Consider the following 23,105-nt stretch of genomic DNA (forward strand, 5'->3'; position numbering starts at 1 on the left):
GAGCGCCAGCGAGGGGGTGCGCCTCACCCCCTCGCTGGCGCTCAGGGTTCGCCACCAAGTCCGGTTGGGCTAGCCCGGATCGCCGATTTGTGCGAAGGGAGAGGCTCGGGCGGTTTACGCAGTCGGCCAGGATGCCACCATGAAGCTGTTCTTGAGCGCCGGCGAACCCAGCGGCGACCTGCACGGGGCGAACCTCATCCGCGCGCTCCGCCGGCGCGACCCGGAGATCGAGGTGGCCGGGTTCGGCGGCCCCAAGATGGCCGCCGCGGGCGCGAGCCTGCACTACCCGCTCACCGAGCTGTCGGTGATGGGCCTCCGCCGCGTGCTGGAGCACCTGCCCACGTTCTTCCGCCTCGCCGCCGACTCCGAGCGGTTGTTCCGCGACGACCGGCCCGACGCGGTCGTGCTCATCGATTACCCCGGGTTCAACTTCGAGCTGGCCAAGCGCGCCCGCGCCGCCGGCATCCCCGTGTACTACTTCGTCCCCCCGCAGCTCTGGGCGTGGCGACGCGGCCGGGCGCGGCAGGTCCGCAAGTGGTGCGCCGGCGTGCTCTCGGCGCTGCCGTTCGAGGACGACTGGTACCGCGCCCGCGGGGTCCGCACGCACTACGTCGGGCACCCGTACTTCGACGAACTCGCGAACCAGCGGCTCGACCCCGCGTTCCTCGCCGACGAGCGGGTGAAGGGCGGGGCGGTCGTCGCGTTGCTCCCCGGGTCGCGGAACCAGGAGGTCGCCGCGAACTTCGAGATGATGCTCGCCGCGGCCAGGAAGGTGAAGGCCGCACGGCCCGACGCCCGGTTCCTCGTCGCGGCGTTCAACGACCGCCACGCGGCCCAGGTCCGCGAGGCCGCCGCGCGGGCCGCGTTCCCCGTCTCGGTCCACGTCGGCCGCACCCCCGAGGTCATCGAACTGGCCGACGCGTGCGTCGCCGTGTCCGGGTCGGTGAGCCTCGAACTCATGTACCGGGCCAAGCCGTCGGTGGTCGTGTACCGCATGGCCCCGCTCTCGCTGTGGCTGGCCCGGCGGCTCGTGAAGCTCCCGTACTTCACCCTCGTGAACCTGCTCGCCGGCGAGGCGCTGTTCCCCGAGATCGCCACCGCCCGCGACGAGTCGGAGCGGATCGCCGGGCACGTCCTGGGGTGGCTGAACAACCCCGCCGCCCGCGACGCCGCGGTGGCCCGCCTGGCGGCCCTCCGGGACCGCGTCGCCGTTCCCGGCGCGTGCGAGCGGGCCGCGGACTTTCTCCTCGGCGAGCCGGCGGCCCTTCGCCGCGCGGCCTGACCGCCTCTTGGCGTCCGCGTCGAGCGTCTCGGTCGCGGCGGCGACCAGCGCCAGCGCGGCCGCGGTGCGGGCGGCGACCGTGTCGGCGCTCCGCATCCGCCCCCGCAGCGTGCGGAACGCCCGCGCCTCTTCCTCTTCTTCCCGCTCCTTCACCAGAACCTTGACCCGCCGCTTGAAGGACTTGCCCGCGGCGCGGACCTGCGCCGCGAGGTCCCCGGGGTCGCACCCCAGGTGCGCGGCGACGACGGCCCACGCGCAGCCGATCGCACGGTACTCCGCGGCGCTGGTGAGCAGTTCGGCGGTGTCGGCGGGGGCGGGCATGGGAAACTCACGGGGAGGTGTCGGGGCGGACCGCGAAATTGCAGGTACCGCGATTTGACTCGCGGTCCGCGGTCGCCATATATACAGATGTGCATCAGTCGGCGGGAAGTCAAATCGCGGCGCGCGAAAATCTTGCCGGATTCACACGGCGTGGCGCTTCTGGAGGTAGGCGGCGAGGTCGCGGCCGAGGTCGGCGTCGGTGCGGAGCCGGACGCAGTCGATCTCCATCGCCCGGCACCCGGCCTCGATCGCCGCGACGTGGTCGTTGAACGCCTTCAGGTAGCTGTCGCGGATGCCGGGCGGGTCGGTGAGGATCTCGGGCAGCCCCTCTAGGCCGCGGAACAGCGTCGTGTTGCGGAACGGGAAGTCGATCTCGGCCGCGTCGAGCGTGTGGAACAGCACGACCTCGTGCTTCTGGTACCGCAGGTGCTGCAGCCCGGCGAGGATGTCGGGCACGTCGTCGAGCAGGTCGCTGAACACGAACGCGACCCCGCGGCGGCCGGTGCGGCCGGCGAGTTCGTTCAGCACGGTGCCGAGTTCCGCGGGTCCGGCGAACGGGCCATCGGTCATCACCCGGCACGCCTCGCGGAGCTGCGTGATCTGCCCGGACGGCCGCAGGAACCCGCGGGTGCCGCCCGCGAGCGTGGCGACGCCGACGCTGTCGGTCTGCGTCAGCACGAGGTACGCCATCGCGGCGGCCGCCCCGCACGCCAGGTCGTACTTCGTGCGGGCGCCCGAGCCGTACCCCATCGACTCGCTCGCGTCGATGAGCAGCCACGCGACGAGGTTCGTTTCCTGCTCGTACTGCTTGAGGTGGTACCGCTCGGTGCGGCCGTACACCTTCCAGTCGATGTGCTTGATGTCGTCGCCGGGGGCGTACTCGCGGTGCTGGGCGAACTCGACCGCGAACCCGTGCCGCGGGCTCCGGTGCCGCCCGGACAGGTAACCCTCGACGACCTGCCGGGCCTCCAGTTCGAGGCGGTCGATGCGGGCGAGAACGGCGGGATCGGGAAGGGGGGGCATGGCGCTCGGTGGCCGTGATGGTTAATGGCGTTCGGGGTAGGGTGCGCCGAGTGGCGCTTCGCCACGAGTCGCACCGTGGGGCGAGAGCGTATCCTGGGTCTTTCGAGCCACGGGGCTTGTCCCCGTGATGCTCGAGAACGCGGCAGCCCACGGGGACAAGCCCCGTGGCTCGAAAACGCGGCGCACACCGCACCACAACCCCGCGACGCTCTCACGGTGCGGATCGGCCGCAGAGCCGGCCTCGACGCACCCTACCGCCGACGCGGATTCACACCTCTCGGGCCGGGATTTCCTTCACCAAGCGGCGGACGATCTCGTCGGGGGTGACGTTGTCGGCCTTTGCGGCGTAGTTGGTGATGACGCGGTGCCGCAGGACCGGCAGGGCGACGGCCTTCACGTCCTCGACGGCGACGTAGGCGCGGCCGCGGAGCAGGGCGCGGGCTTTTGCCGCGAGGATCAGGTTCTGCCCGGCCCGCGGCCCGGCCCCCCAGGTGACGTACTTCTTCACGAAGTCGGGGACGTTCGGGTCGGCCGGCTCGCCGTCCTGGGCGTGCGGCCGGGTGTACCGCGACAGCCGCAGTGCGTACCGGATGATGTACCCCGCGGCCGGCACCTTCCGCACCAGCGCCTGCATCGCCATGAGCTCGTCGCCGGTCACCACGCGGTCCACCCGCGGCCGCGCCGCCGAGGTGGTCGACTCGATGATGCGGTACTCGTCTTCCTCGTTGGGGTAGCCGACCGTGATCGTGAACATGAACCGGTCCTGCTGCGCTTCCGGCAGCGGGTAGGTTCCCTCCTGCTCGATCGGGTTCTGCGTGGCGAGGACGAAGAACGGGTCGGGGAGCTTGTGCCGCGTGCCGGCGACCGTGACCTGCCGCTCCTGCATCGCTTCGAGGAGCGCCGCCTGCGTCTTCGGCGGGGTGCGGTTGATCTCGTCGGCGAGGACGACGTTGGCGAAGATCGGCCCGTGGAGGAACCGGAACGCCCGCTGCCCGGTCGCGCGGTCCTCTTGCAGCATCTCGGTGCCGGTGATGTCCGAGGGCATCAGGTCCGGGGTGAACTGCACCCGGTTGAACGTGAGCGCCATGCTGTCCGCGAGCGTGCGGATCATGAGCGTCTTGGCGAGCCCGGGGACGCCGACGAGCAGCGCGTGCCCCTGGCCCAGGAGCGCGATGAGGAGCAGTTCGAGAACGTCCTGCTGGCCGACGATGGCCTTGCCGCACTCGGCCAGGATGCGGTCGCTGGCGACGCGGAGGAGTTCCGCCGCGTGGGCCTCGTCCTCGGTCAAGCTCGCTGGTTCACCACGCACGGCCACGGGGGGACTCCGGAGTCGGGGATCGGGGGTCGGGAGCCGGGGATCAGGGATCGGCAGTCACGGGGGCGCGTTCGGGATGCTTCGTGCCGGACTCCTGATTCCCGACTCCCGATCCCCGGCTAACGCAGCCAGCACACGCGGTCGCCGGTCGCGACGACGGCGAGGTCGCGCTCGAACCACGCGGTCACGGTCGGCCCGAGCGCCGGCACGTCGAAGCGGTTCAGCCGCCGGCCCGTCTCCGGGTCGAACAGGAGCACCGGGACCGACCGCGCGACCCACGCATCATACAGCGTCGCGAACAGTCCGGGGAGGCGCGTCGCGTCGGGGCTGTTGCGGAACGAGCGGGCGACGCGGGCGAGGACGGTCGCGACCGGCTCCCGGGGGACGGCGTTCGCGGGGTACGCGATGACGCACTGCTGCCCGGCCCGCACGACCCACCCACCGGCCGCCCGCGTGTCGGGGAGTTCCGCCTCCCACGCGGACTTGCCGTCCTTGAGGCACACGGCCGTCAGGTGCTTCCCCGCGGGAACGTAGACCCGCACGTCGTCCGCGTCGGCGTTCTCGAGGCTGACGGTTGGGGCGTCGATGAACGCGGCGTCGCCGCCCCACGCCGAGCGACCGGTAGTTGGGTCGAGGCGATCGAGTTCGATGCCGTGGTTGCGGCTCACCGCGACGAGGAGCGCCGGCCCCCAGGCGCGGACCTGCGGGGGCGTGCCGCTCAGGCTGGTGTCGCGGCCCTCGTGGTGGGTCCAGCGCACGCGGCCGCTGCCCAGGTTGAGGAGCCGCACGGTGCCGGGGCCGTCGGACACCGCGAGCCGGTTGCCTTCGACCTCGGCGGGCGGCACCGGCCACCACGACTTCGCGGTTGGCTGGTCGAACCCGGGAACGTCGAGCACCTTGCCGCTTTCGAGCCGCACGAACCACCGCCGGCCGTCCGAGAGTTGTGCCACGACCAGCCCGCTCGCGAGCGCGAACGACGGGCCGAGCCGCACCGCGTCTTGGAGTGCGTGCGGCGTGTAGCCCAGGCGCCCGCTCGTGCCGAGCACCCACGCGACGCGGCGGCACTTCAGGTCGAACGCGATGAGGTGCCGGTCGCCGAGCCGCGCGACGAGCCACGCGCCGCTGAGCCGAAACGCGGTCATCTCCGGCGGTGCGAGGAACGCGGCGGGGCTCACGCGGTACTGGCCGGGCTCGCGGGGCAGCGGTTCGGTCGCGGGGACGCGGAACACCCATACGGGGGCGCGCTCGCTGCCGTACACCGCGACCGCGAGCGGCCCCGCGACCACGAACCCGTCCGCGAGGTCGGCGGCGTGCGTGAAGTGGTCGGTGGCGTCGTGCCGCGAGTCGCCGCCGTCGCCGAGTGCGAGCGTGAAGAGGTGCTCAGCGGTCGCGGTATAGACCCGCTTCGGCACGCCCGGCGTTCCGGGGAGCCACCGCAGCGGGACCGAGTTCGGCGGGAGCCGCGCCGTGCGGGTGATCTCGGCGTCGGGCGCGAGCCACGCCTGCTCGGCCGTTCGCGGTTCGCACGCCGCCGGTGCAGGCGACGGCCGAACGGTCGGCTCGCGGTTCGTGTGCCGCGCCACGAGCGCGCCGAGCGTCGCGAGCCCGCCGTCGGGGGTGAAGACCCACTCGCCGCGGAGTTCCGGCGCGAGCGCCGCACGAACCGTCGCGGAGAGGTTCGCCTCGCCGTCAACGACTGGGGACATGAGCAGCACCCGAGCGGCCGCCCACGCTCGTAGGGGGGCCGGGAACTCCGGTCGCGTTGCCGCGAGCAGCGCCTCGCTTGCGTCAACTGTGTGGCTCGAAGCGAGCGCGTCGTCGGCCCGCTCGACGAGCGCCTCGTACCTCGCCCGCACCGGGTCACGGTTCGAGCGCTCTTTCGGGAGGCCGAACTGCCGCGATTCGGTGACGTAGCCCCAGACTTGCATGGGCGTGACGACCACCAGCACGCCGTCGGCGAAGGCCAGGTTGCCGAAGAAGCCCCGCTGGTCGCCCGCGAGGTGGTTCAGGAACGGCGGCGCGAGCAGAGCCCCTGTCCGCGGGTTCACGAGGCACAGCCCGTGGCGCGTCGGCCACGCGACGGCCCCCTCGGTGACGAACCCGCGGCCGTAGCCGAGCAGGCCGCCGGTGTCGCTCAGCACCCAGCCGTCCGGCTCGCGGCTCGACCCGTTCGCGACGCTCAGCCCCCGCAGCCCGCGGACCGGGCCGGTCACGCTTACGACGAGTTTGCCGGCCGCGACGCCCAGAACCTGCGCGCCCTCGGCGGTGCCGGACTCCCACACGACGCTGCCGGTTTCGGGGTCGAGGGCGTACACGCGGTCCGCGTCGGTTGGGGCGACGAACAGGCGACCGCCCGCGTACACCGCAGGGGCCGGGTCGGGCGAGCGAGTCGCATCGGCCTTCCGCGAGCGGGGGTAGCGGAACCCCCAGGCCCGCCGGCCGGTGACCGCGTCGAGCGCGACGACCGCACCGGTGTTCGAGCAGAACACGACGTTCCGCCCGGCGAGCGTGAGCAACTCCTGCCGCGACCGCGGGTCGCCGCTCGTTGACAGCGGGCTGTCACAGACGTCGCTCGCCCAGGCGAGCCGCGGGGCGGTCGCGGCGTCGGCCGGGTCGTAGCAGTCGATCCCGTGGACGACGCGGCCGCCCTCGAACCGGGCGTGTGCCGCCCACAGCCGCCGCCCGGCGACTAGAGGCGCGCCCTCCCACGCGGTCGGCGTCTTCCCGTCGCCCGGTGCCGGGAGTCGCCACCGCACCCTGAGCCGCCCCGTCGCGGCGTCCGGCCCGATGCAGACGAGTGAAGTCTCCTCGGGAGCCTTCCCGGTCTTCGAGCCGTCCGCCGGGCGAACGAGCGGCGGGCCGGTGCGGACGTAGAGCCGGTCGCCCGCGGCGGTGAGGGTCGGGCTCGGGTCGGGCGGCGGCGGCTTGGTCGGGTCGAAGGACGCGGGCTCCCCGAACACCCGCGGCACCGCGACCGCCTTGCCGGTGAGCAGGTCGAACCCGTGGAGACTGGTGCCGTCGCTGACGAACACGCACCCTGCGGCGATCACCGGGTGGCCGAACGGGGGCCGCGCCGGCGGGCCGAGCGGCGCGGCCGGGTGCCGGGGCGCGACCGAGAGCAGCGGCTCGGCCCAGCTCGGGCGGCCCGTCGGCCAGAACTTCGGGAGCCGCGCCCCGACGCGACCGGAGCGGTCGGGGCCGCCGCCGAACGTGGGCCAGTCGGCGCTGCGGCCCGGGGGCGGCACCGCCGGCGGTCGCTCGAGGACGGCCTGGAGCGTCGCGGCGAGGTTCCCGTCGCGGCCGGCGAGCGCGCCCTTCGCGTCCGGGTGCTTCGCCTTGAACAGGGCGAGCGCCGCTCGGGCGCGTTCGAGGTCGCCCGCGAACGCCGCCGCGAGCACCAGCCGCGCCCGCACGCTCGCGGGGTCGGTCCTCGGGTTCGGGTACACGAGGTCGGCCCCGGCGTCGGGGAGGAGCCGCCGCCAGGCGTGCTCGGCCGCGAGGAACTCGCCGTCCTCGAACAGCAGGTCGCCGAGGAGGAGCAGGCCCTCTTCGGCCGGCCGCGAAACGAAGTAGCGGTCGAGGAGCTGCCACAGCGGGGCCGGGTCGCGGGCCTGCTTCGCGGCGTCGAGGAGCTTGCGGGCCGGGCCGTCGAGCCGGTCCTGGTAGCCCTTCAGCGCGTCGGCCGGGAGCCGCGCGAGGATCTGGTGAACGAACCGGCGGGCGGGCTGGTACTGCTTGCCGTCGGCGGTCACGAGGTCGTCGCCCGCGTCGTCGAGGACGCGCTGGAGCGCGTCGATCGCGTCGGCCGGCTGGTTGTTCGCGAGCCGCTGCTCGGCCTCGGTGAGCCGCTTGCGGGTCTGGGCCGAGTCGCCGCGCAGGTTCGCGGGCTCCGGGGCCGGCGGCTGGGCCGGCGCTCGGAGGGGCAGGGCGAGGATCAGCAGTGCGGCGGCGCGACCGGCCGAAGTCATGAGGTGCTGCTCGTCGGGTCGGCGGTGCCCTGGTGCGGTGTTGTGGCGCGGCGGGCGCACCGGTTCTTATTCTTGACGATCCCGGGCCGGACACAAGCGCCAGGCGCATAAAATGAGTAACAACCCGCCCGAACTGGGCACCCGAACCACGGTCCCCCGCCGCACGGCGCCACCCATGCGAACCACCGCACGATTGTTCCCGGTTCTGGCCCTCGTCGCGGTCGGGTGCGGCCGCGCCACGCCCGCGGTGCCGGCCGCGATCACGCCCTCGGCCGGCACCGCGGGCGAGTACGCCCCCCGCACCGACTTCCTGGCCGTCAAGCTCCTCGACGGCGCTCCGAAGACGTGGCCCGCGGCCGGGTTCCCGCCCATGCGGAGCGCCCGCAACCCCGCGGCGACCCCCGACCGCGAGATCGCCGAGGACCTCCGCAAGCAACTCGGCAAGAACATCCTCGACCCCAGCGACCTGAACCCGGCGGCCGCGGCGCAACTCGCCCGCCTCCTCGGGTCGGGCTTCGGCACCCCGGCCGAGCCGCGGGTCCGCGTCCCCGACTGGAACGAGGTGACCATCGCCGCGAACGTGCGGTTGAACCCCGAGAAGGGCGTGTTCGCCAACCTCGGGGCCGCGGCGGCCGCGATCAAGAAGTGGAAGCCGTCTGCGGCGCAGGCGACGCGCGCCGACTGGGACGCCGCGAACGCCGCGAAGGACGAACTGAAGCTCGACGACGCCTCGCTGGCCCGCGGCTCGGTCGTGTACCGCCGGTGGTGCCTCCAGTGCCACGGGCCGACCGGGGCCGGCGACGGTTCGCACGCCATCGAACTCGCCGCCATGCCCCGGGACTACCGGCAGGGGGTGTTCAAGTTCGTCACCGCGTTCGCCCAGCCGGACCCGAAGCAGCCGAAGAAGGGGCTCGGGGCCGCCGGGAAGCCGCGCCGCGCCGACCTCGCCCGCACGATCCGCAAGGGGCTCGACGGGTCCATGATGCCCGCGTTCCCGACCCTCACGGGCGCGGAACTCGAAGACCTCGTGAGCTACGTCATCCACCTCTCGGTGCGCGGCGAGACCGAGTATTCGACGATCGCCCGGGCGATGCAGCCGACCGAGGACGACCCGGACTTCACCGGCGGCGAACTCACCTGGCTGTTCGACCAGAACCTGATGTTCGTGCTGTACAACTGGGGGCTCGCGGCGAGGAGCCCGATCCCGGTCCCGCCCGAGTACACCCGGACCGACGACGACCGGCTGCTCTCGGCGGTGCGGGGGTACAAGCTGTACAACTCGGCCGAGTTCGGGTGCGCCGCGTGCCACGTGAACTACGGCCGCGAGCCGCAACTGAAGTGGGACGTGTGGGGCGGGGCGGTGCAGCCGCGGAACCTGCCGATCGGCGTGTTCCGCGGGGGCCGCCGCGGCGAGGACCTGTACGCCCGGCTGTACGGCGGCATCCACCCGAGCGGCATGACCGCGTTCTTCCCGACGCTGGCGACCGGCCCGGCGTACCTGGAGCGGCCGGACAAGATCTGGAACATCGTCCACTTCCTGCAAGCGCTGGCCGACCCCTACGCCCGGCAGCAGCTCCAGAACCCCGCGACCCTCGCCCGCTTCAAGGAGCGGCTGAGGGCCGACAACGACACGTCCCTCGACGACCTCAACGGCGTGAAGATCGACCCGTAACACCCGCGGCTGCCTCACCCGAGGAAGCCGACCGCGTCTCCGAAGCGCGCCGTCAATCTCTCCTTGCCCTGGGCGCCGATCCGCTCCTCGGTCACCCACAGCCGCGTGAGCTTCGGGAGGGTCGCGGCACAGAGTGCCGCGACCCCGACCGGCCCGACCTCGACCCCAGTCAGGTGAAGTTCTTCCAGCGCCGGCATCTCGGACGCCGCGAGGGCCTTGACTCCGTCCGGTCCGAACGGGTGCCCCGACAGGTCCAAAACTGCGACCTTGTTCAGGGCCTTCGATCCGGCGAGTGCGACCACGCCGGTGTCCGTGATGTGGCCCGTGGCAACCCGGAACTGGCGGAGGGACGTGAACCCGGCGGCGGCAACCGCTGTGGCGAACCCGTCGCCGGCGTCGCATCCGCTCGCGTGCAGGTCTTCGAGCGTGTGGAAGTACGGGGCTGTTGCGAGTTGGGCCAGGGCGTCGCCGGCGTCGGCCCCGCTGACGTTCAACGCCCTGAGCGGGGCGAACGGGGCCGAGAACAAGGTTCGCATCGCGTCCGGGCCGGCGTGTGAGTTTTCGATGGCGAGGGAGCGAAGCTGCGGCACGAACGCCGCGCCCGCAAGCGCGCGGACCCCTTCCGCACCGAACGCATTGTCCCCCAGGTTCAAGGTCGTCAACCGGCCCAGGTGCGGTGACCTCGCAACAGCCGCGACGCCGGCGTCCCCGAGGCTGTTGTCGCCGAGGTGGAGGGTGACCACGTTCGACACCGAGGGCGACGCGGCCAGTGCCTCCATCCCCCCGTCGCCGAGGTCGCAGGACTGCAGGTTGAGGTACCGGAGCCCGTCGAGCCACCGCGCGTTGGCGAGTGTCGCGGCCCCGTCGGGGCCGATGCGGTTCCGCGAGACGTCGAGTTCTCGCAACCCGCTGAGGTGCGGTGACTCGGCAAACGTCAGGAGGTCCCTCGGCGACGGGCTCCCGCCCGTCGCGTGCAGCACCTCGATGTGGGCCATTTCCGGCGCCGTGCCCAGCGCCACCGCTGTCGCATCGAGCCCCCCCACCTTCAAGACCCGAAGGAACGGCGCGGCGGCAAGGAGGTGGGGGAGGTGGTCGGGGAAGACGCGGGAGTCCCCGGGAACGTCGAGTTCTTCGATCACCCCCTTGGATGTAAACCACATGTCCGGGAGAAAGCCGTCGAGGTCGTCCATGTAGACGCCGGGGAACAGCCCGAGGTCGGTCAGAGTTCGAACCCACGTGGCTCCGTGCCGGTTAACCAGGGTCTGCTGCTGGTGGTAGAGGTGGTCCCTCCGGGGGCTGCCCTCCGGGGCCGCTTCCAGATCCCACGTCAAGCGGATGTAGTCGCCGTAGGTGTCCCCCCGTCGCGTGAGGGCCGCCGCGTACTCGCGGTACGCGCGCTCGTTCGCGCGGTCGGCGCAGGCGGCCTCCACGAGCCGCCGCTCCTCGGCCGTGCGGGCGGGCGGCGCGGCGCTCACCTTCAGGTCCCGACAGACCTCGTGCAGCCTCCGCGCTTCGATCTGCTCTTCGGCGGTCGCGGGGTGCCAGGAGGAGGTCTTGTACCCGCCCTCGGGCTTGGCCTCGACCCAGTAGAGGAAAAAGTAATCGCCGAAGTCGACCATCTCCGGGCGGATCAGGAAGTCGCGGGACGGCGTGTCGGGGTTCGGCAGGAAGTCGGCCGGTGGGAGGTGGAAGCGCCCGACGGGCTTGCCCGCCACCATCACCCGGTACCACTTGCGCCGTTGGTGCGGGAGAAGCCCGGCCCATCCGGCGACCGTGACCAAGATCGTTTTGAAGATGCCCACGTTCGCTCCAGCCACGGGACAAATCGTGCGAAGCGATTGTATCCACCCGTGTGACGCCCACCGCAACCGCGGGTCGCGAAGAGAAGCACCCACTACGGCAGCGGGACGTTCTTCAGCACGAACGGCACCGTCACCTCGGTGAGGGGGCCGGGGGTGTCGCACACCAGCGACCAGCCCTGTTCGAGCGGGTTAGCGGCGGCCGGGAGCTTGAAGCGGTAGGTCGCGGACACGCGGCGGCCGGCGGCGGTCACGTCGTCGTTGTCGGGCTCGAACGCGGCCGCCTTCGGGTCGATCAGTCGGAGCCGGGTGTCCCGGAGCCACTTCTGCTCCTCGAAGCTCTCGAACGCCGGGTGCCCCTCGGGGTAGGTCAGTTCGAGCTGCGCCTCCCACAGGCCGCCGACCTTCTCGAAGGACCGCAGCGCGACCGACACGCCGCCCTCGTTCTGAACGATCGGGTACTTGGCCGCGAGGTTCTTGAACGGCACCGCCAGCATCCGCTCGGCGGCGGTCGCGCGGAACTCGCCGGCGAGCGTCGCGATCTGCTTGCTGTCGCGCGTCAGTCCCGTGATCCGGACCTTCAGATCTGTAAGCGAGCCGGTGGGGTAGTGCCGCGAGCCGGCCGCCTCGGCGGTCAGGACGGTCCCGCGGTCGTCCTCGGCTCGGGTGATCCGCGGCGCGCTGTCGATGCGGTACACCCGCGCCCGCGGCTCCCAGTGAACGTCGAGGTCGATCTCGTGGACCGCCGTGCCCTGGTCGAGCAGCAACCGGCCGGTCACCGTTCGCGGCACGATGCGGAACGCGCCCGACACCGCCGACACCTCGCGGGGACCGGGGCGGGGGGCGAGGACCACGGTCCGGCCGCCGTCGCGGACCGTGAGCCGCGACTTCGACTGGTCCGCGACCGCTTCGAGGGCGTCCCAGAACGGCACCTGATCGGCCCCGGCCGCGAGCCTTGCCTTTGCTCGGTCGCCGGGTTCGACCCCCACCGCCGCGCCGGCGGGGGACTTGCTCAGCTCCGCGGCGGCGTCGGCGAGGGCGGCGTCCTTGGCGACCGACACAATCGTCGGTTTGATTGCCGGGGCGGCCGGTCGTGCGGCGACCGCGGCGTATAGAATGAGAGCAAGCAAGGGGCGCATGCGACGCTCACCGAAAGGTTGGTTCGTTCGCGGCTAAACGGGCGTCCTGTACTCGTATAGACGAGCCCGAAGCCCGGAACTATCCTAACCCTGCGACCCGGGTGGAACCACGCCTGAGCCCCCGCCCCGTTACCGCCCGCGGCCCCGCTCCCGGAGATGTCGATGCACGCGACCCCCGACGTGTTGGCCAACCGGAACTCCCGACTGCCCGAGGACGTCGACCCGCAAGAGACCGGCGAGTGGCTCGACGCGATGGAGGCGGTGGTCAAGTACGGCGGGCCGGACCGGGCCCGGTTCCTGCTCGAGTCGCTCGTCGCCAAGGTGGCCAAGCTCGGCCAGTCCCGCATCCCGACCGGCATCACCACCCCCTACGTCAACACGATCCCGATCGAGGACCAGCCGCTGTTCCCGGGCGAGCGGGGCATCGAGCGGAAGATCAAGAGCATCGTCCGCTGGAACGCGATGGCGATGGTCCTGAAGGCGAACAAGGACACGAACGTCGGCGGCCACATCTCGACGTTCGCCAGCGCCGCCACCCTCTACGAGATCGGGTTCAACCACTTCTTCCACGGGCGGTCCGACGGGCACCCCGGCGACGTGGTGTTCTTCCAGGGCCACGCCAGCCCCGGCATGTACTCGCGGGCGTTCGTCGAGGGCCGGCTCTCTGAGGAGAAGCTCGCGAACTTCCGCCAGGAGCTGAAGCCGGGCGGCGGCCTGAGCAGCTACCCGCACCCGTGGCTCATGCCGGACTTCTGGCAGTACCCGACCGTGAGCATGGGCCTCGGCCCGATCATGAGCATCTACCACGCGAGGTACAACCGCTACCTCCGCGACCGCAAGTTGTCGGTGCCCGCGAACGAGGCCCGCGTGTGGGCGTTCCTCGGCGACGGCGAGTGCGACGAGCCCGAGAGCCTCGGGGCCATCAGCCTCGCGGGCCGCGAGAAGCTCGACAACCTCACCTGGGTCATCAACTGCAACCTCCAGCGGCTCGACGGCCCGGTCCGCGGCAACGGCAAGATCATCCAGGAACTCGAGGGCGTGTTCCGCGGGGCCGGGTGGAACGTCATCAAGGTCATCTGGGGCACCGACTGGGACCGCATCCTCAAGAACGACCACACCGGCGCGCTCGCCCGCCGCATGATGGAGGTCGTCGACGGCGAGTACACCGAGTACATCGGCCGCGACCTGCGGACGAAGGACGAGATCGGCGCCAAGAAGCTCCTGAGCGAGGAGGAGGACCGCGAGCGCCGCGGCCAGTTCATCCGCGACACGTTCTTCAACACGCCGGAACTCAAGTCGCTCGTCGAGGACCTGTCGAACCACCAGATCGCGGCGCTCAAGCGCGGCGGGCACGACCCGCTCAAGGTGTACGCCGGGTACAAGGCGGCCGTCGAGCACAAGGGCCAGCCGACGGTCATCCTCGTCAAGACGGTCAAGGGGTACGGCATCCCGGGCGACGGCGGGCAGGGCAAGTTCACCACGCACCAGTTGAAGAAGCTCACCGTCCAGATCGAGGCCGAGCCGAACCTCAGCCCCGAGGAGTACGCCAAGAAGCAGACGCTCGCCGGCCTCCGCCAGTTCCGCGACCGGTTCGAGTTGCCCTTCACCGACGCCCAGCTCAGTGACATCCCGTTCTACCGCCCGGCCGAAGACAGCCCCGAGATGAAGTACATCCGCGAGCGCCGCAAGGCGCTCGGCGGGCCGCAGCCGTTCCGCAACAACAAGTTCGTGCCCTGCACGCCGCCGGACCGGAACAACTTCGAGCGGCTGTACTCCGCGACCGTGCCCGGGAAGGGTGCGTCGACCACACTGATGTGGGTCAACCTGATGTACCAGGTGATGCGGGACGCGAACGTCGGCAAACTGATCGTCCCGATCGTCCCCGACGAGGGGCAAACGTTCGGTATGCCGCCGTTGTATGGGAAGTACGGCATGTACTCGTCGGTCGGGCAGACCTACACCCCGGTCGACAAGGGGTCGGCGACCGAGTACCGCGAGAGCACCACCGGCCAGATCCTCCAGGAGGGGATCAACGAAGCGGGCAGCATGTGCAGCTTCATCGCCGCCGGCACCGCGTACAGCACCCACGGCGTCAACACGATCCCGTTCTACATCTACTACTCGATGTTCGGGTTCCAGCGGATCGGCGACCTGGCCTGGGCCGCCGCCGACGCCCGGTGCCGCGGGTTCATGATGGGCGCGACCGCCGGCCGCACCACCATCAACGGCGAGGGGCTCCAGCACGAGGACGGGCACAGCCCCCTGATCGCGATGACGATCCCGACGTGCCGGGCCTACGACCCCGCGTTCGGGTACGAACTCGCCGTCATCATCGAAGAGGGCATCAACGCGATGTACGTGCGCGGCGAGGAGTGCTTCTACTACCTCACCGTTTACAACGAGAGCTACGACATGCCGGCGATGCCCGGCGAGCAGGTCCGCGACGGCATCATCAAGGGGCTGTACGCGGTCAAAACCGTCAAGCCCGACGGCGCGAAGCACGAGGTCCAGCTGCTCGGTAGCGGGGTGATCCTCAACGAGGCGCTGCGGGCGCAGAAGATCCTCGCCGAGAAGTACGGGATCGCCAGCACCGTCTACAGCGCCACCAGCTATCAGATGCTCCGCAAGGACGCCATCGAGTGCGAGCGGCACAACCGCCTGCACCCCGACGCCGCCCCGAAGGTGCCGTACGTCACGCAGGTGCTCGGCAAGACCGCCGGGCCGATCGTCGCGACCAGCGACTACATGCGGACGCTCGCCGAGCAGGTGGGCCCGTACCTCGGCGGCCGGTTGCTCGCCCTCGGCACCGACGGCTTCGGCCGCTCCGAGACCCGCAAGGCGCTACGGCGGTTCTTCGAGATCGACGCCGAGCACGTCGCCGTCGCGGCCCTGTACGCACTGGCCGAGCGGAAGGAACTCGACCGCGGGGTGGTCGCGAAGGCGGTGAAGGATCTGGGCATCAACCCCGACGCGCCGCACCCGTGGACCGTCTGACCGCGTTGCGGTCGCCGCTTTTGGATTTCACCTCCCCCCTTGTGGGGGAGGTCGCCGCGAGTCTTCGAGCGGCGGGTGGGGGGTAAGCTGTGCCGACCGTCGCCGCTGACCCCCCACCCGGCTCGCAGGGCCTCGCCACCCTCCCCCACAAGGGGGGAGGGCAAGATAAGAAGACTGGCGCGCGGCGGAGCGCGTGACACGAGGTACGCATGGAATTTCGTCTTCAGAATCTCGGCGAGGGGATCGACTCGGCCACCATCACGAACGTCCTCGTGAAGGCCGGCGACGTGGTGAAGGCCGGGCAACCCGTGGTGTCGGTCGAGACCGACAAGGCCGGGATGGAGATTGAGGCCGAGGCCGCCGGCACCGTCGGGCAGGTCCACGTCAAGCCCGGTGACAAGGTGCCCGTCGGCGGCTTGATCCTGACGCTCAGCGGCGAGAAGGCCGCCCCCGCCGCGGCCCCGCAGCAGCCGAAGGCGCACGTGCCGGCAGCGGCCCAACCGAAGGCCGCCGCAAGTCCGCCCGCCCCGGCCCCGCAAGCGGCCGCCGCGCCGACCGGCGGCAGCGTCGAGATGACGCTCGCCAACCTCGGCGAGGGGATCGAGGGCGGCACCGTTACCGGCGTGCTCGTCAAGGTCGGCGACGCGATCAAGGTCGGGCAGCCGCTCGTGTCGGTCGAGACCGACAAGGCCGGTGTCGAACTCGAAGCCGAGACCGAGGGCGTCGTCGAGGCGGTCCACGTCAAGCCCGGCGACAAGGTGACCATCGGCGGCAAGCTCCTCACGATCAAGGGGGCCGGGGCACCCGCTCCTTCCGCGCCCGCGGCACCGCAACCGGCCGCGCCCCAGAACCAACAGGCCGCGGCGCCCGTGAAGCGCCCGTCCGAGAACGGCTCGCTGGCCCCCACGACCACGGCCGTCGCGACCAAGGCGGGCGCGATCGTCGCCGCCGGTCCCGCGACCCGGCGGCTCGCCCGCAAGCTCGGCGTCGCGCTCAACGAGGTGAAGGGCTCGGGCCGCGGCGACCGCGTCACCCTCGAAGACGTGATGGGGTTCGTGAAGACCGAGCGCGACCGGGCCAAGCAGGGCGGCGGAGGTGGTGCCGCGTTCACCGGCAGCATCGTCAACACCTTCACCCTGCCGCCGCTCCCGGACTTCACCAAGTTCGGCGCGGTCGAGATCAAGGACGTCGCCACGATCCGGCAGACGATCGCGAAGAACCTAACCGCCGGCTGGCGGACCATGCCGATGGTCACCCAGCACGACCTCGCCGACATCACCGACCTGGAAGCCGGCCGCAAGCGCATCGTCGACGCGCTGCCCAAGGGGTCGCCGAAGATCACGATGACGGTGCTGGCCGTCAAGGCGTGCGTCGCGGCGCTGAAGGAGTTCCCGACCTTCAACAGCAGCTACGACATGAACGCCGGGAAGCTGATCCTGAAGAAGTACTTCGGCATCGGCATCGCGGTGGACACCGAGCGCGGGCTCGTCGTGCCGGTCATCAAGGACGCGGACAAGAAGAGCATCCGCGACCTGGCCGCGGAGGTCGCCGGGATGGCCGAGAAGGCCCGCACCAACAAGCTCACCATCGACGAGATGCGCGGCGGCACGTTCACCATCACCAACCTCGGCGGCATCGGTGGCACCGCGTTCACCCCGCTCGTGAACTACCCCGAGGTCGCGATCCTCGGCCTGTCGCGGTCGAGCCTGCAGCCGGTCGTGCGGGACGGCGCGATCGTCCCGCGGCTGATGATGCCGGTGAGCCTGACCTACGACCACCGGGTCATCGACGGGGCCGACGGGTGCCGGTTCACCGTGCGGCTCGCCCAACTCTTCAGCGACCCGCTCCGGCTGTTGATGGAAACGTGACACCGCTCTGGCCCACCCGACGCAACCGGGTGGGCCTTCTGCTTGGGGCCCACACATGTCGCCCGGAACCCGCTCCCTCTCCGCGGTCGTCCTGTCGGCCGCCGCGTTCGCGCTGGCCCTCTCCGTGCGGACCCCCGGCGGCGACGGCGCCGCGCCCCGCCCGGCGGCCGAGATCCCGGCCCCGTCCCCCGCCCCGGCGTACTGGAAGGGGAACCTCCACACGCACACGCTGTGGAGCGACGGCGACGACTTCCCCGAGATGGTCACCGACTGGTACAAGGCGCACGGCTACCACTTCCTGGCCCTCACCGAGCACAACGTCCTCGCCGAGGGCGAGAAGTGGAGCGACGCGGAGAGCACCCCCACCCGCACGCTCGCCGTCAAGAAGTACGCCGAGCGGTTCGGGCCGCGGTGGGCCGAGTTCCGCACGCTCGGCGACAAGAAGCAGGTCCGCCTCAAGCCGCTGTCCGAGTTCCGCAGCCACTTCGAGGAGCCCGGCAAGTTCCTGCTGGTCCCGAGCGAGGAGATCACGCACAGCTTCGCGAAGCGGCCGATCCACATGAACGGGATCAACATTCGCGACCCGCTCAAGCCGCTCGACGGGAAGGACGCCGTCGAGACGATCACCGTGAACCTGCGGCAGGTCGGCGACCAGCGGAAGCGGACGGCCCGGGCGATGATCGCGTTCCTGAACCACCCGAACTTCGGCTGGGGCGTGCGGGCCGAGGAGATGCTGACGGTCCCCGAACTCGGGTACTTCGAGGTGTTCAACGGGCACCCCGGGGTCCGCAACTACGGCGACGCGACGCACGCCTCGTGTGAGCGGGTGTGGGACGTCACCAACGCGCTGCGGCTCGGCAAGCACGGGCTCGGGGTCGTCTACGGCCTGGCGACCGACGACGCCCACGGGTACCACGAGTTCGGCGTCGGCAAGGTGAACCCCGGCCGCGGGTGGGTCATGGTCAAGAGCCCGCACCTCACCGGCGAGGGGGTCGTGAAGGGGATCGAGGCCGGCGACTTCTACGCCACTACCGGCGTCGTGCTCGACGAGGTGACCCGCGACGGGAACGCGCTGCGGCTCGCGATCCGGGCCGAACCGGGGGTGACGTACAAGACGCAGTTCGTCGCGACGATGACCGACGCCAAGTTCGGCGCCGCACCGAAGCTCGACAAGGACGGCAAGCCGCTCGCGGTCACTTCGGACTACTCGCCCGAAATTGGCAAGGTGGTCGCGGAGTCGAACGAGTTGCGGCCGAGCTACACGCTGACCGGGAAGGAGCTGTACGTCCGGGCGAAGGTGACCTCCAGCAAGCCGCACCCGAACCCGTACGAGAAGGGCGACGTCGAGGTCGCGTGGACGCAGCCGGTTCAGCCGTGACGGTGTAGGGCCGGCTGTGCCGGCCGAACCGGAGGTGACCGCGTTGCTTCGGCCGGCACAGCCGGCCCTACGATCGGTAGCGGAAGTTGCAGTGCGGCGCGCCGTCCATGATGGTCTGCGTGCGGGTGAAGGCGATGGCCGGGTTGAACCCCTCGATCATCGCCGCGTCGCGGTTGCACGACAGGACCGGCCCGAGGTCCGCCAGCCCGAGCCGGTGGTACATCTCCGCGAACCGGCACCGCGTCACGTCGAACTCGAACGCCTCGGCGTCGTCGCGCAGGACCGTGAGTTCGAGCGCGCCGTTCTCGGTCCACTTCTCGACGGCACCCTTCAGGTGAGCGAGGTCGTTCCCGCCCGCGGCCGCGGCGCACCCGCCGGTGCGGGCGAGGTCGCGGACGACGCCGGCCACGATCTCGCGTGCCCGCGGCTCGCCGACCTCCCGTGCGAAGGCGCGGAACAGCGGCGCGATGACCTCGGCCTCGACCTCCCGCTGCTGGAGCAGCGGGAGGGGTACGCGTGCGGGAGCGTCCATCAGAAGTGCCCGGGGTGCGAACGCGGTCAGTCGTCGACGTCGATCGGCCGCGGCTGGCGGGTCGGGAGGTCGAGTTCCGGCGGCCGGCACGCCAGCTTCACCTTGAAGGTCTTCCGCTCGCCGCCCCGCTGCACCTCGATCTCGACCACGGCCCCGGGCCGGAACGAGCAGATGTGCGACACGACCTGGTCGAACTCGCGGGGCTCCAGGGTGCCGACCCGCACAAGTACGTCGCCGCCCTGGAGCCCCGCCTTCGCGGCGGGCATCCCCGGCTGCACGCTCTCGATGGCCAGCGCGCCGCTCTGCACGGTGATCCCCATGTAGCCGCGGGCCATCGGGTCCGGCGCCGGCTCGGGCGGCACCGGGGCGAGGGTGAGCAGCAGGTTCCCGAACAGGCAGGCGGTGAGTCCCGTGATCGCGGTCATGGCCCGGCTCCTGGCGTTGCCGCCGCGGCCGCGAGGGGCGGCGGCCTACCGATCAGTCATTGCCGAAGTCGGTAGGTATTGCAAGAGAGAACTTCGCGCCCGTCGCGGTCGCGGCGCGCCGGTCACAGCCCGTAGAACGTCACCGCGTTGTCGTGGAACAGCTTCTTCTGCTGCTCCTCGGGGCGGTCCTTCACGACGGTCTTGAGGGCGGTGGGCCAGTCGGCGTACTTCTCGACGCCGAGCAGGCACACGGGCCAGTCGCCGCCGAACATGACGCGGTCCGGGCCGAACACGTCGAGGGTGTGGTTCACCACCGGGGCCAGGTCGTCGACCGTCCACTTCCCGCGGGCCGGGGCGCTGGCGATGAACCCGCTCACCTTGCCCACCACGTTCTTCTTCTTCGCGATCTCGGCCATGTCCCGCTTCCACTGGTCCCGCTCGGCCGGCGTGTGCTTCAGGTTCGCGTTCCCGCAGTGATCCAGGATGAACCGCGTGTTCGGGCACTGGTCCACGAGCTTCACGAAGTCCGGCAACTCGGCCGGCCGCACGCACAGGTCGAAGCTCAGCCCGAGGTCGCCCAGGAGCTTGATCCCCTTGACGAACTTCTCCTCGAGCGCGTACCCCGCGGGCGTCTCCTTGACGTGCAGCACCTGCCGGACGCCCTTCACGTACTTGTGGCCCTTGAACTGCTTCGCGTACTTCTCGAACCCGTCGGAGTTCGGGCGGCCGGAGACGACCGCGGCGCACGTCGGCGTCTTCTTGCTCTCGCACAGTTCGACGATGTAGTCGGCCTCGGCCTGCTGCTGCTCGGGGACGACGTCCACCTCCATGTACACGGCCTTCACGACGCCGACGCCCTTCGTCGCCTCGGCGTACTCCGTCGGGGTGAAGCTGTGGCCGAGGACCTTCCCCTCGGGGGTCTTCGGGTCGAACCACGCGAGCTTGAGCTTCTCGAGGTCCCAGAGGTGCTGGTGCGTGTCGACGATCGGGAGCATTGGCTTGTCCTCGGCAGAAGCGGGGGCGAGCGGGAGAGTGGCAGCGGCCGCGGAGGCGGCCAGGAAGTCGCGACGGTTCATGAATGCGTCCGGGGTGAGGGTTCGCCGCAGTATACCGGCCCGGCGGGGCCGGGGAAACCGTTCGTTGGCACGCGGGTGGCATACAACATCGGCATGAAAACCGCACAACGCATTCTGGTGACGGGGTCGGCGGGCCGCATCGGTCGGGCGGCCGTTGCGGCGCTCGTCGCCCGCGGGCACACGGTCGTCGGCTTCGACGTTCGCCCCACCCCGGGCGTGCCGGCGGAGCAGTCGGTCGTCGGGACGCTCACGGACGTTGCCGCGCTCCGGGCCGCCGCAACGGGGGCCGACGCGATCATCCACCTGGCCGCGACGCCCGACGACGCGCAGTACCCCCGCGGCACGCCGCCGAACGACGGCGACAACTTCGTTTCCGAACTGGTGCCGAACAACATCGTCGGGCCGTACCAGGTGATGGAGGCGGCCCGCACGCTGGGCGTTCGACGGGTCGTTCTCGCGAGCACCGGGCAGGTGATCGCCGGGCACCTGCTCGACGGGAACACGCCGGTGACCGTCGACTCGCCGCCGCGGCCGCGGTACCTCTACGCCTGCACCAAGGTGTTCCTCGAAGCGCTCGGGCAGGTGTACGCGAAGGAGCACGGGCTCGAGGTGCTGGCGGTGCGGATCGGGTGGTGCCCGCGGGACGCGGGTCAGGTCGCCGAGATCCGCGGGAGCGAGCTGTTCCAGGACGTGTTCATAAGCCCCGGCGACGCGGGCCGGTTCTTCGCGGCGACCGTCGAGACCGACGCGCTGCCGCCGTTCGCGGTGCTTTACGCGACGAGCCGGCACACGCACTCGCTGCGCTACGACCTGTCGGAAAGCACGCGGCTGCTCGGCTGGGAGCCGACCGAGAGCTGGCCGACCGGAGCGGAGTGAAAGAGGGGCACCGGCCTCCGGCCTGCGGCCGCGCAACACAGGCCGGAGGCCGGTGCCACCAGCCCTAAGGTGTCACGCCGGTGGCTTGTTGCGGGCCATCTCGATCGCCTTGGTGGTGATGTAGTACTTCCCGAGCGTGTTCGGGCGCTCCCACGCGGGGACCGCTCGGGGGTTGTGGAAGTACCGCACGAACTCGTCCATCACGGTCGCGAAGTGGTCCTCGTGCGTCGTCCGCAGCCGGTCCGGGATCTCCAGTTTCACCTCGGTGCCGCGGTCCGTCGCCGCGAGCCCCGGGAGGCGGCCCCGCATCAGCTCGCACTTCGCCGCCAACCTTCTGAACAGTTCGGCGTGATCGGCCGGGTTGGTCGCCGCGAGGTACACCTCGGGCACGCCGGTCGGGTCGTGCCGCACCTCGATCTTCGCGTGCGTCCCGAGTGCGGTCACGGCGTGCGTGTCGGCTCCGCCGGCGGGGGCCTCGAACTCCCAGGTCGTGGCCAGCTTGACGTGGACCCCCGCGAGGGCGAGCGTCACGGTGTTGTTGCCGGCGTAGTAGAGCTGTTCGTTCACCACCCGGGCCGCGAGCGCCTCGGGGTAGCGGGGGAGGCCGGTCAGCGCGCAGAACTCGTCCTCGGAGAGCAGCAGCGGCCACGCCTCGGCCGCGAGGTGGTGGACGTCGGACCGGTAGTTGATCATGCGGTCCGGCGAGACGAACCACAGCGCCAGGTCCGCGAGGTGGGTGCCGACGTCGGCGAGCGACTCGCCGGCAACTTTTGGGTCGAACCACCACCAGGGCCGCACCAGCGGCCGGCTCGCCACGGTCTTCCGCAGGAAGTGCCGGCTCTCAAGGTTGAGGGCCGGCTGCGAAGCGGTGCCCGCCTGCCACTTCCCGAAGATGTACCCGTCGCGGATGAACTCGCGAACGAGCTGGTTCGTGACCTCGTGCCGCTCGGTCATCACGTCCCACACCAGCACGTCCCGCAAGTCGGTCTCGCGGTACAGTTCCTCGACCTTCGGGAAGTCGGCGTACTCGATCACCCACGGCTTGTCGGCGATCACGTGGAGGTTGTTCCGGACCGCGAGCCGCATCAGGTCGATCTTCGGTCTGTTCCGGCCCGAGAGGAACACGACGTTCCCCGGCTGCTCCCGCTCGAACCTCTCCCGCCAGCCGTCGCTCGCGCGGAGGTCCACCTCCCACGCCGTCGGGTTCTCGGCCCGGGCGTTGAACGCCGCGAGCCGCTCCAGGTACGCGACCGTGTCCGCGTCGAGCGGGGCGTACACGTAGTTCCGGGCTGTGACCCCGGGGACCATGCGCTTCTGCACGAGCGCGGCGTGGAAGTGCCCCGGTGCCAGGGTCATCAGGCGAATCGGCTTCATGTCGGTGACCACCGTGAGCCGCGGGGCTAGACTGACTCCCCACCGGAACGTTCGGAGATTCTA

Annotated in this window: 15 protein-coding genes; 6 read left to right on the plus strand and 9 right to left on the minus strand. The window is 71.1% G+C overall.

Translation table 11 applies throughout. From position 1 onward, the window contains the following. Positions 1-139 precede the first annotated feature (139 nt). Positions 140-1,282 carry a lipid-A-disaccharide synthase gene (gene lpxB / locus ACTIGN_RS20460; RefSeq protein WP_439627242.1) on the plus strand — a complete coding sequence of 381 codons (1,143 nt, stop codon included), beginning with the start codon at positions 140-142 and terminating at the stop codon, positions 1,280-1,282. A 462-nt stretch (positions 1,283-1,744) separates the two neighbouring features. Here lpxB and ACTIGN_RS20465 read toward each other — a convergent pair whose 3' ends face one another. From ACTIGN_RS20465 to ACTIGN_RS20475, 3 genes are all read right to left on the minus strand, one after another. Then, positions 1,745-2,626 carry a DUF58 domain-containing protein gene (locus ACTIGN_RS20465; RefSeq protein ID WP_439627244.1) on the minus strand — a complete coding sequence of 294 codons (882 nt, stop codon included), beginning with the start codon at positions 2,624-2,626 and terminating at the stop codon, positions 1,745-1,747. 268 nt (positions 2,627-2,894) lie between these two features. Continuing rightward, the gene (locus ACTIGN_RS20470; RefSeq protein ID WP_439627246.1) at positions 2,895-3,914 is read right to left on the minus strand and encodes an AAA family ATPase; all 1,020 of its coding nucleotides are present in this window, start codon (positions 3,912-3,914) and stop codon (positions 2,895-2,897) included. Between the two features lie 146 nt (positions 3,915-4,060). After that, positions 4,061-7,909, minus strand: coding sequence for an outer membrane protein assembly factor BamB family protein (locus ACTIGN_RS20475; RefSeq protein WP_439627248.1), 3,849 nt, complete (start codon positions 7,907-7,909; stop codon positions 4,061-4,063). Positions 7,910-8,084: 175 nt separating this feature from the next. Here ACTIGN_RS20475 and ACTIGN_RS20480 point away from each other — a divergent pair, with 175 nt between their 5' ends. After that, positions 8,085-9,581, plus strand: a complete 1,497-nt coding sequence (locus ACTIGN_RS20480) for a c-type cytochrome (RefSeq protein WP_439627250.1) — start codon at positions 8,085-8,087, stop codon at positions 9,579-9,581. Between the two features lie 14 nt (positions 9,582-9,595). Here the strand turns inward: ACTIGN_RS20480 and ACTIGN_RS20485 are convergent, their stop codons facing one another. Together ACTIGN_RS20485 and ACTIGN_RS20490 are read right to left on the minus strand one after the other, a co-directional pair. Continuing rightward, on the minus strand, positions 9,596-11,383 hold the full coding sequence (locus ACTIGN_RS20485) for a hypothetical protein (RefSeq protein ID WP_439627252.1): 1,788 nt from the start codon (positions 11,381-11,383) through the stop codon (positions 9,596-9,598). 92 nt (positions 11,384-11,475) lie between these two features. Continuing rightward, on the minus strand, positions 11,476-12,519 hold the full coding sequence (locus ACTIGN_RS20490) for a hypothetical protein (RefSeq protein WP_439627254.1): 1,044 nt from the start codon (positions 12,517-12,519) through the stop codon (positions 11,476-11,478). Positions 12,520-12,681: 162 nt separating this feature from the next. Here ACTIGN_RS20490 and aceE point away from each other — a divergent pair, with 162 nt between their 5' ends. The 3 genes from aceE to ACTIGN_RS20505 all read left to right on the plus strand — a co-directional run bounded on the left by aceE (position 12,682) and on the right by ACTIGN_RS20505 (position 18,759). Then, a complete protein-coding gene (aceE, locus tag ACTIGN_RS20495; protein ID WP_439627256.1) occupies positions 12,682-15,513 on the plus strand; it encodes a pyruvate dehydrogenase (acetyl-transferring), homodimeric type in 2,832 nt (943 codons plus the stop codon). 209 nt (positions 15,514-15,722) lie between these two features. Then, positions 15,723-17,381: a 2-oxo acid dehydrogenase subunit E2 gene (locus tag ACTIGN_RS20500; RefSeq protein WP_439627258.1), complete on the plus strand. Its 1,659-nt coding sequence runs from the start codon at positions 15,723-15,725 to the stop codon at positions 17,379-17,381. Positions 17,382-17,436: 55 nt separating this feature from the next. Continuing rightward, a complete protein-coding gene (locus tag ACTIGN_RS20505) occupies positions 17,437-18,759 on the plus strand; it encodes a hypothetical protein (protein ID WP_439627260.1) in 1,323 nt (440 codons plus the stop codon). A gap of 67 nt (positions 18,760-18,826) precedes the next feature. Here ACTIGN_RS20505 and ACTIGN_RS20510 read toward each other — a convergent pair whose 3' ends face one another. The 3 genes from ACTIGN_RS20510 to ACTIGN_RS20520 all read right to left on the minus strand — a co-directional run bounded on the left by ACTIGN_RS20510 (position 18,827) and on the right by ACTIGN_RS20520 (position 20,792). Next, positions 18,827-19,291 (minus strand): L-2-amino-thiazoline-4-carboxylic acid hydrolase, encoded by a 465-nt coding sequence (locus ACTIGN_RS20510; RefSeq protein WP_439627261.1) that lies wholly within the window; start codon positions 19,289-19,291, stop codon positions 18,827-18,829. A gap of 26 nt (positions 19,292-19,317) precedes the next feature. After that, positions 19,318-19,716 (minus strand): PDZ domain-containing protein, encoded by a 399-nt coding sequence (locus ACTIGN_RS20515; protein ID WP_439627263.1) that lies wholly within the window; start codon positions 19,714-19,716, stop codon positions 19,318-19,320. A 122-nt stretch (positions 19,717-19,838) separates the two neighbouring features. Then, positions 19,839-20,792, minus strand: coding sequence for an amidohydrolase family protein (locus tag ACTIGN_RS20520; protein ID WP_439627265.1), 954 nt, complete (start codon positions 20,790-20,792; stop codon positions 19,839-19,841). 93 nt (positions 20,793-20,885) lie between these two features. Between ACTIGN_RS20520 and ACTIGN_RS20525 the strand changes: the two genes are divergently transcribed. Further along, positions 20,886-21,668 carry an NAD-dependent epimerase/dehydratase family protein gene (locus ACTIGN_RS20525; protein WP_439627267.1) on the plus strand — a complete coding sequence of 261 codons (783 nt, stop codon included), beginning with the start codon at positions 20,886-20,888 and terminating at the stop codon, positions 21,666-21,668. Between the two features lie 72 nt (positions 21,669-21,740). On the opposite strand, the gene ACTIGN_RS20530 is transcribed toward ACTIGN_RS20525, so the two are convergent. After that, positions 21,741-23,042: a putative oxidoreductase C-terminal domain-containing protein gene (locus ACTIGN_RS20530; RefSeq protein WP_439627269.1), complete on the minus strand. Its 1,302-nt coding sequence runs from the start codon at positions 23,040-23,042 to the stop codon at positions 21,741-21,743. Between the last annotated feature and the right edge of the window lie 63 nt (positions 23,043-23,105).

It is taken from the genome of Gemmata sp. (assembly GCF_051859125.1).
Classification (GTDB): Bacteria; Planctomycetota; Planctomycetia; order Gemmatales; family Gemmataceae; genus Gemmata.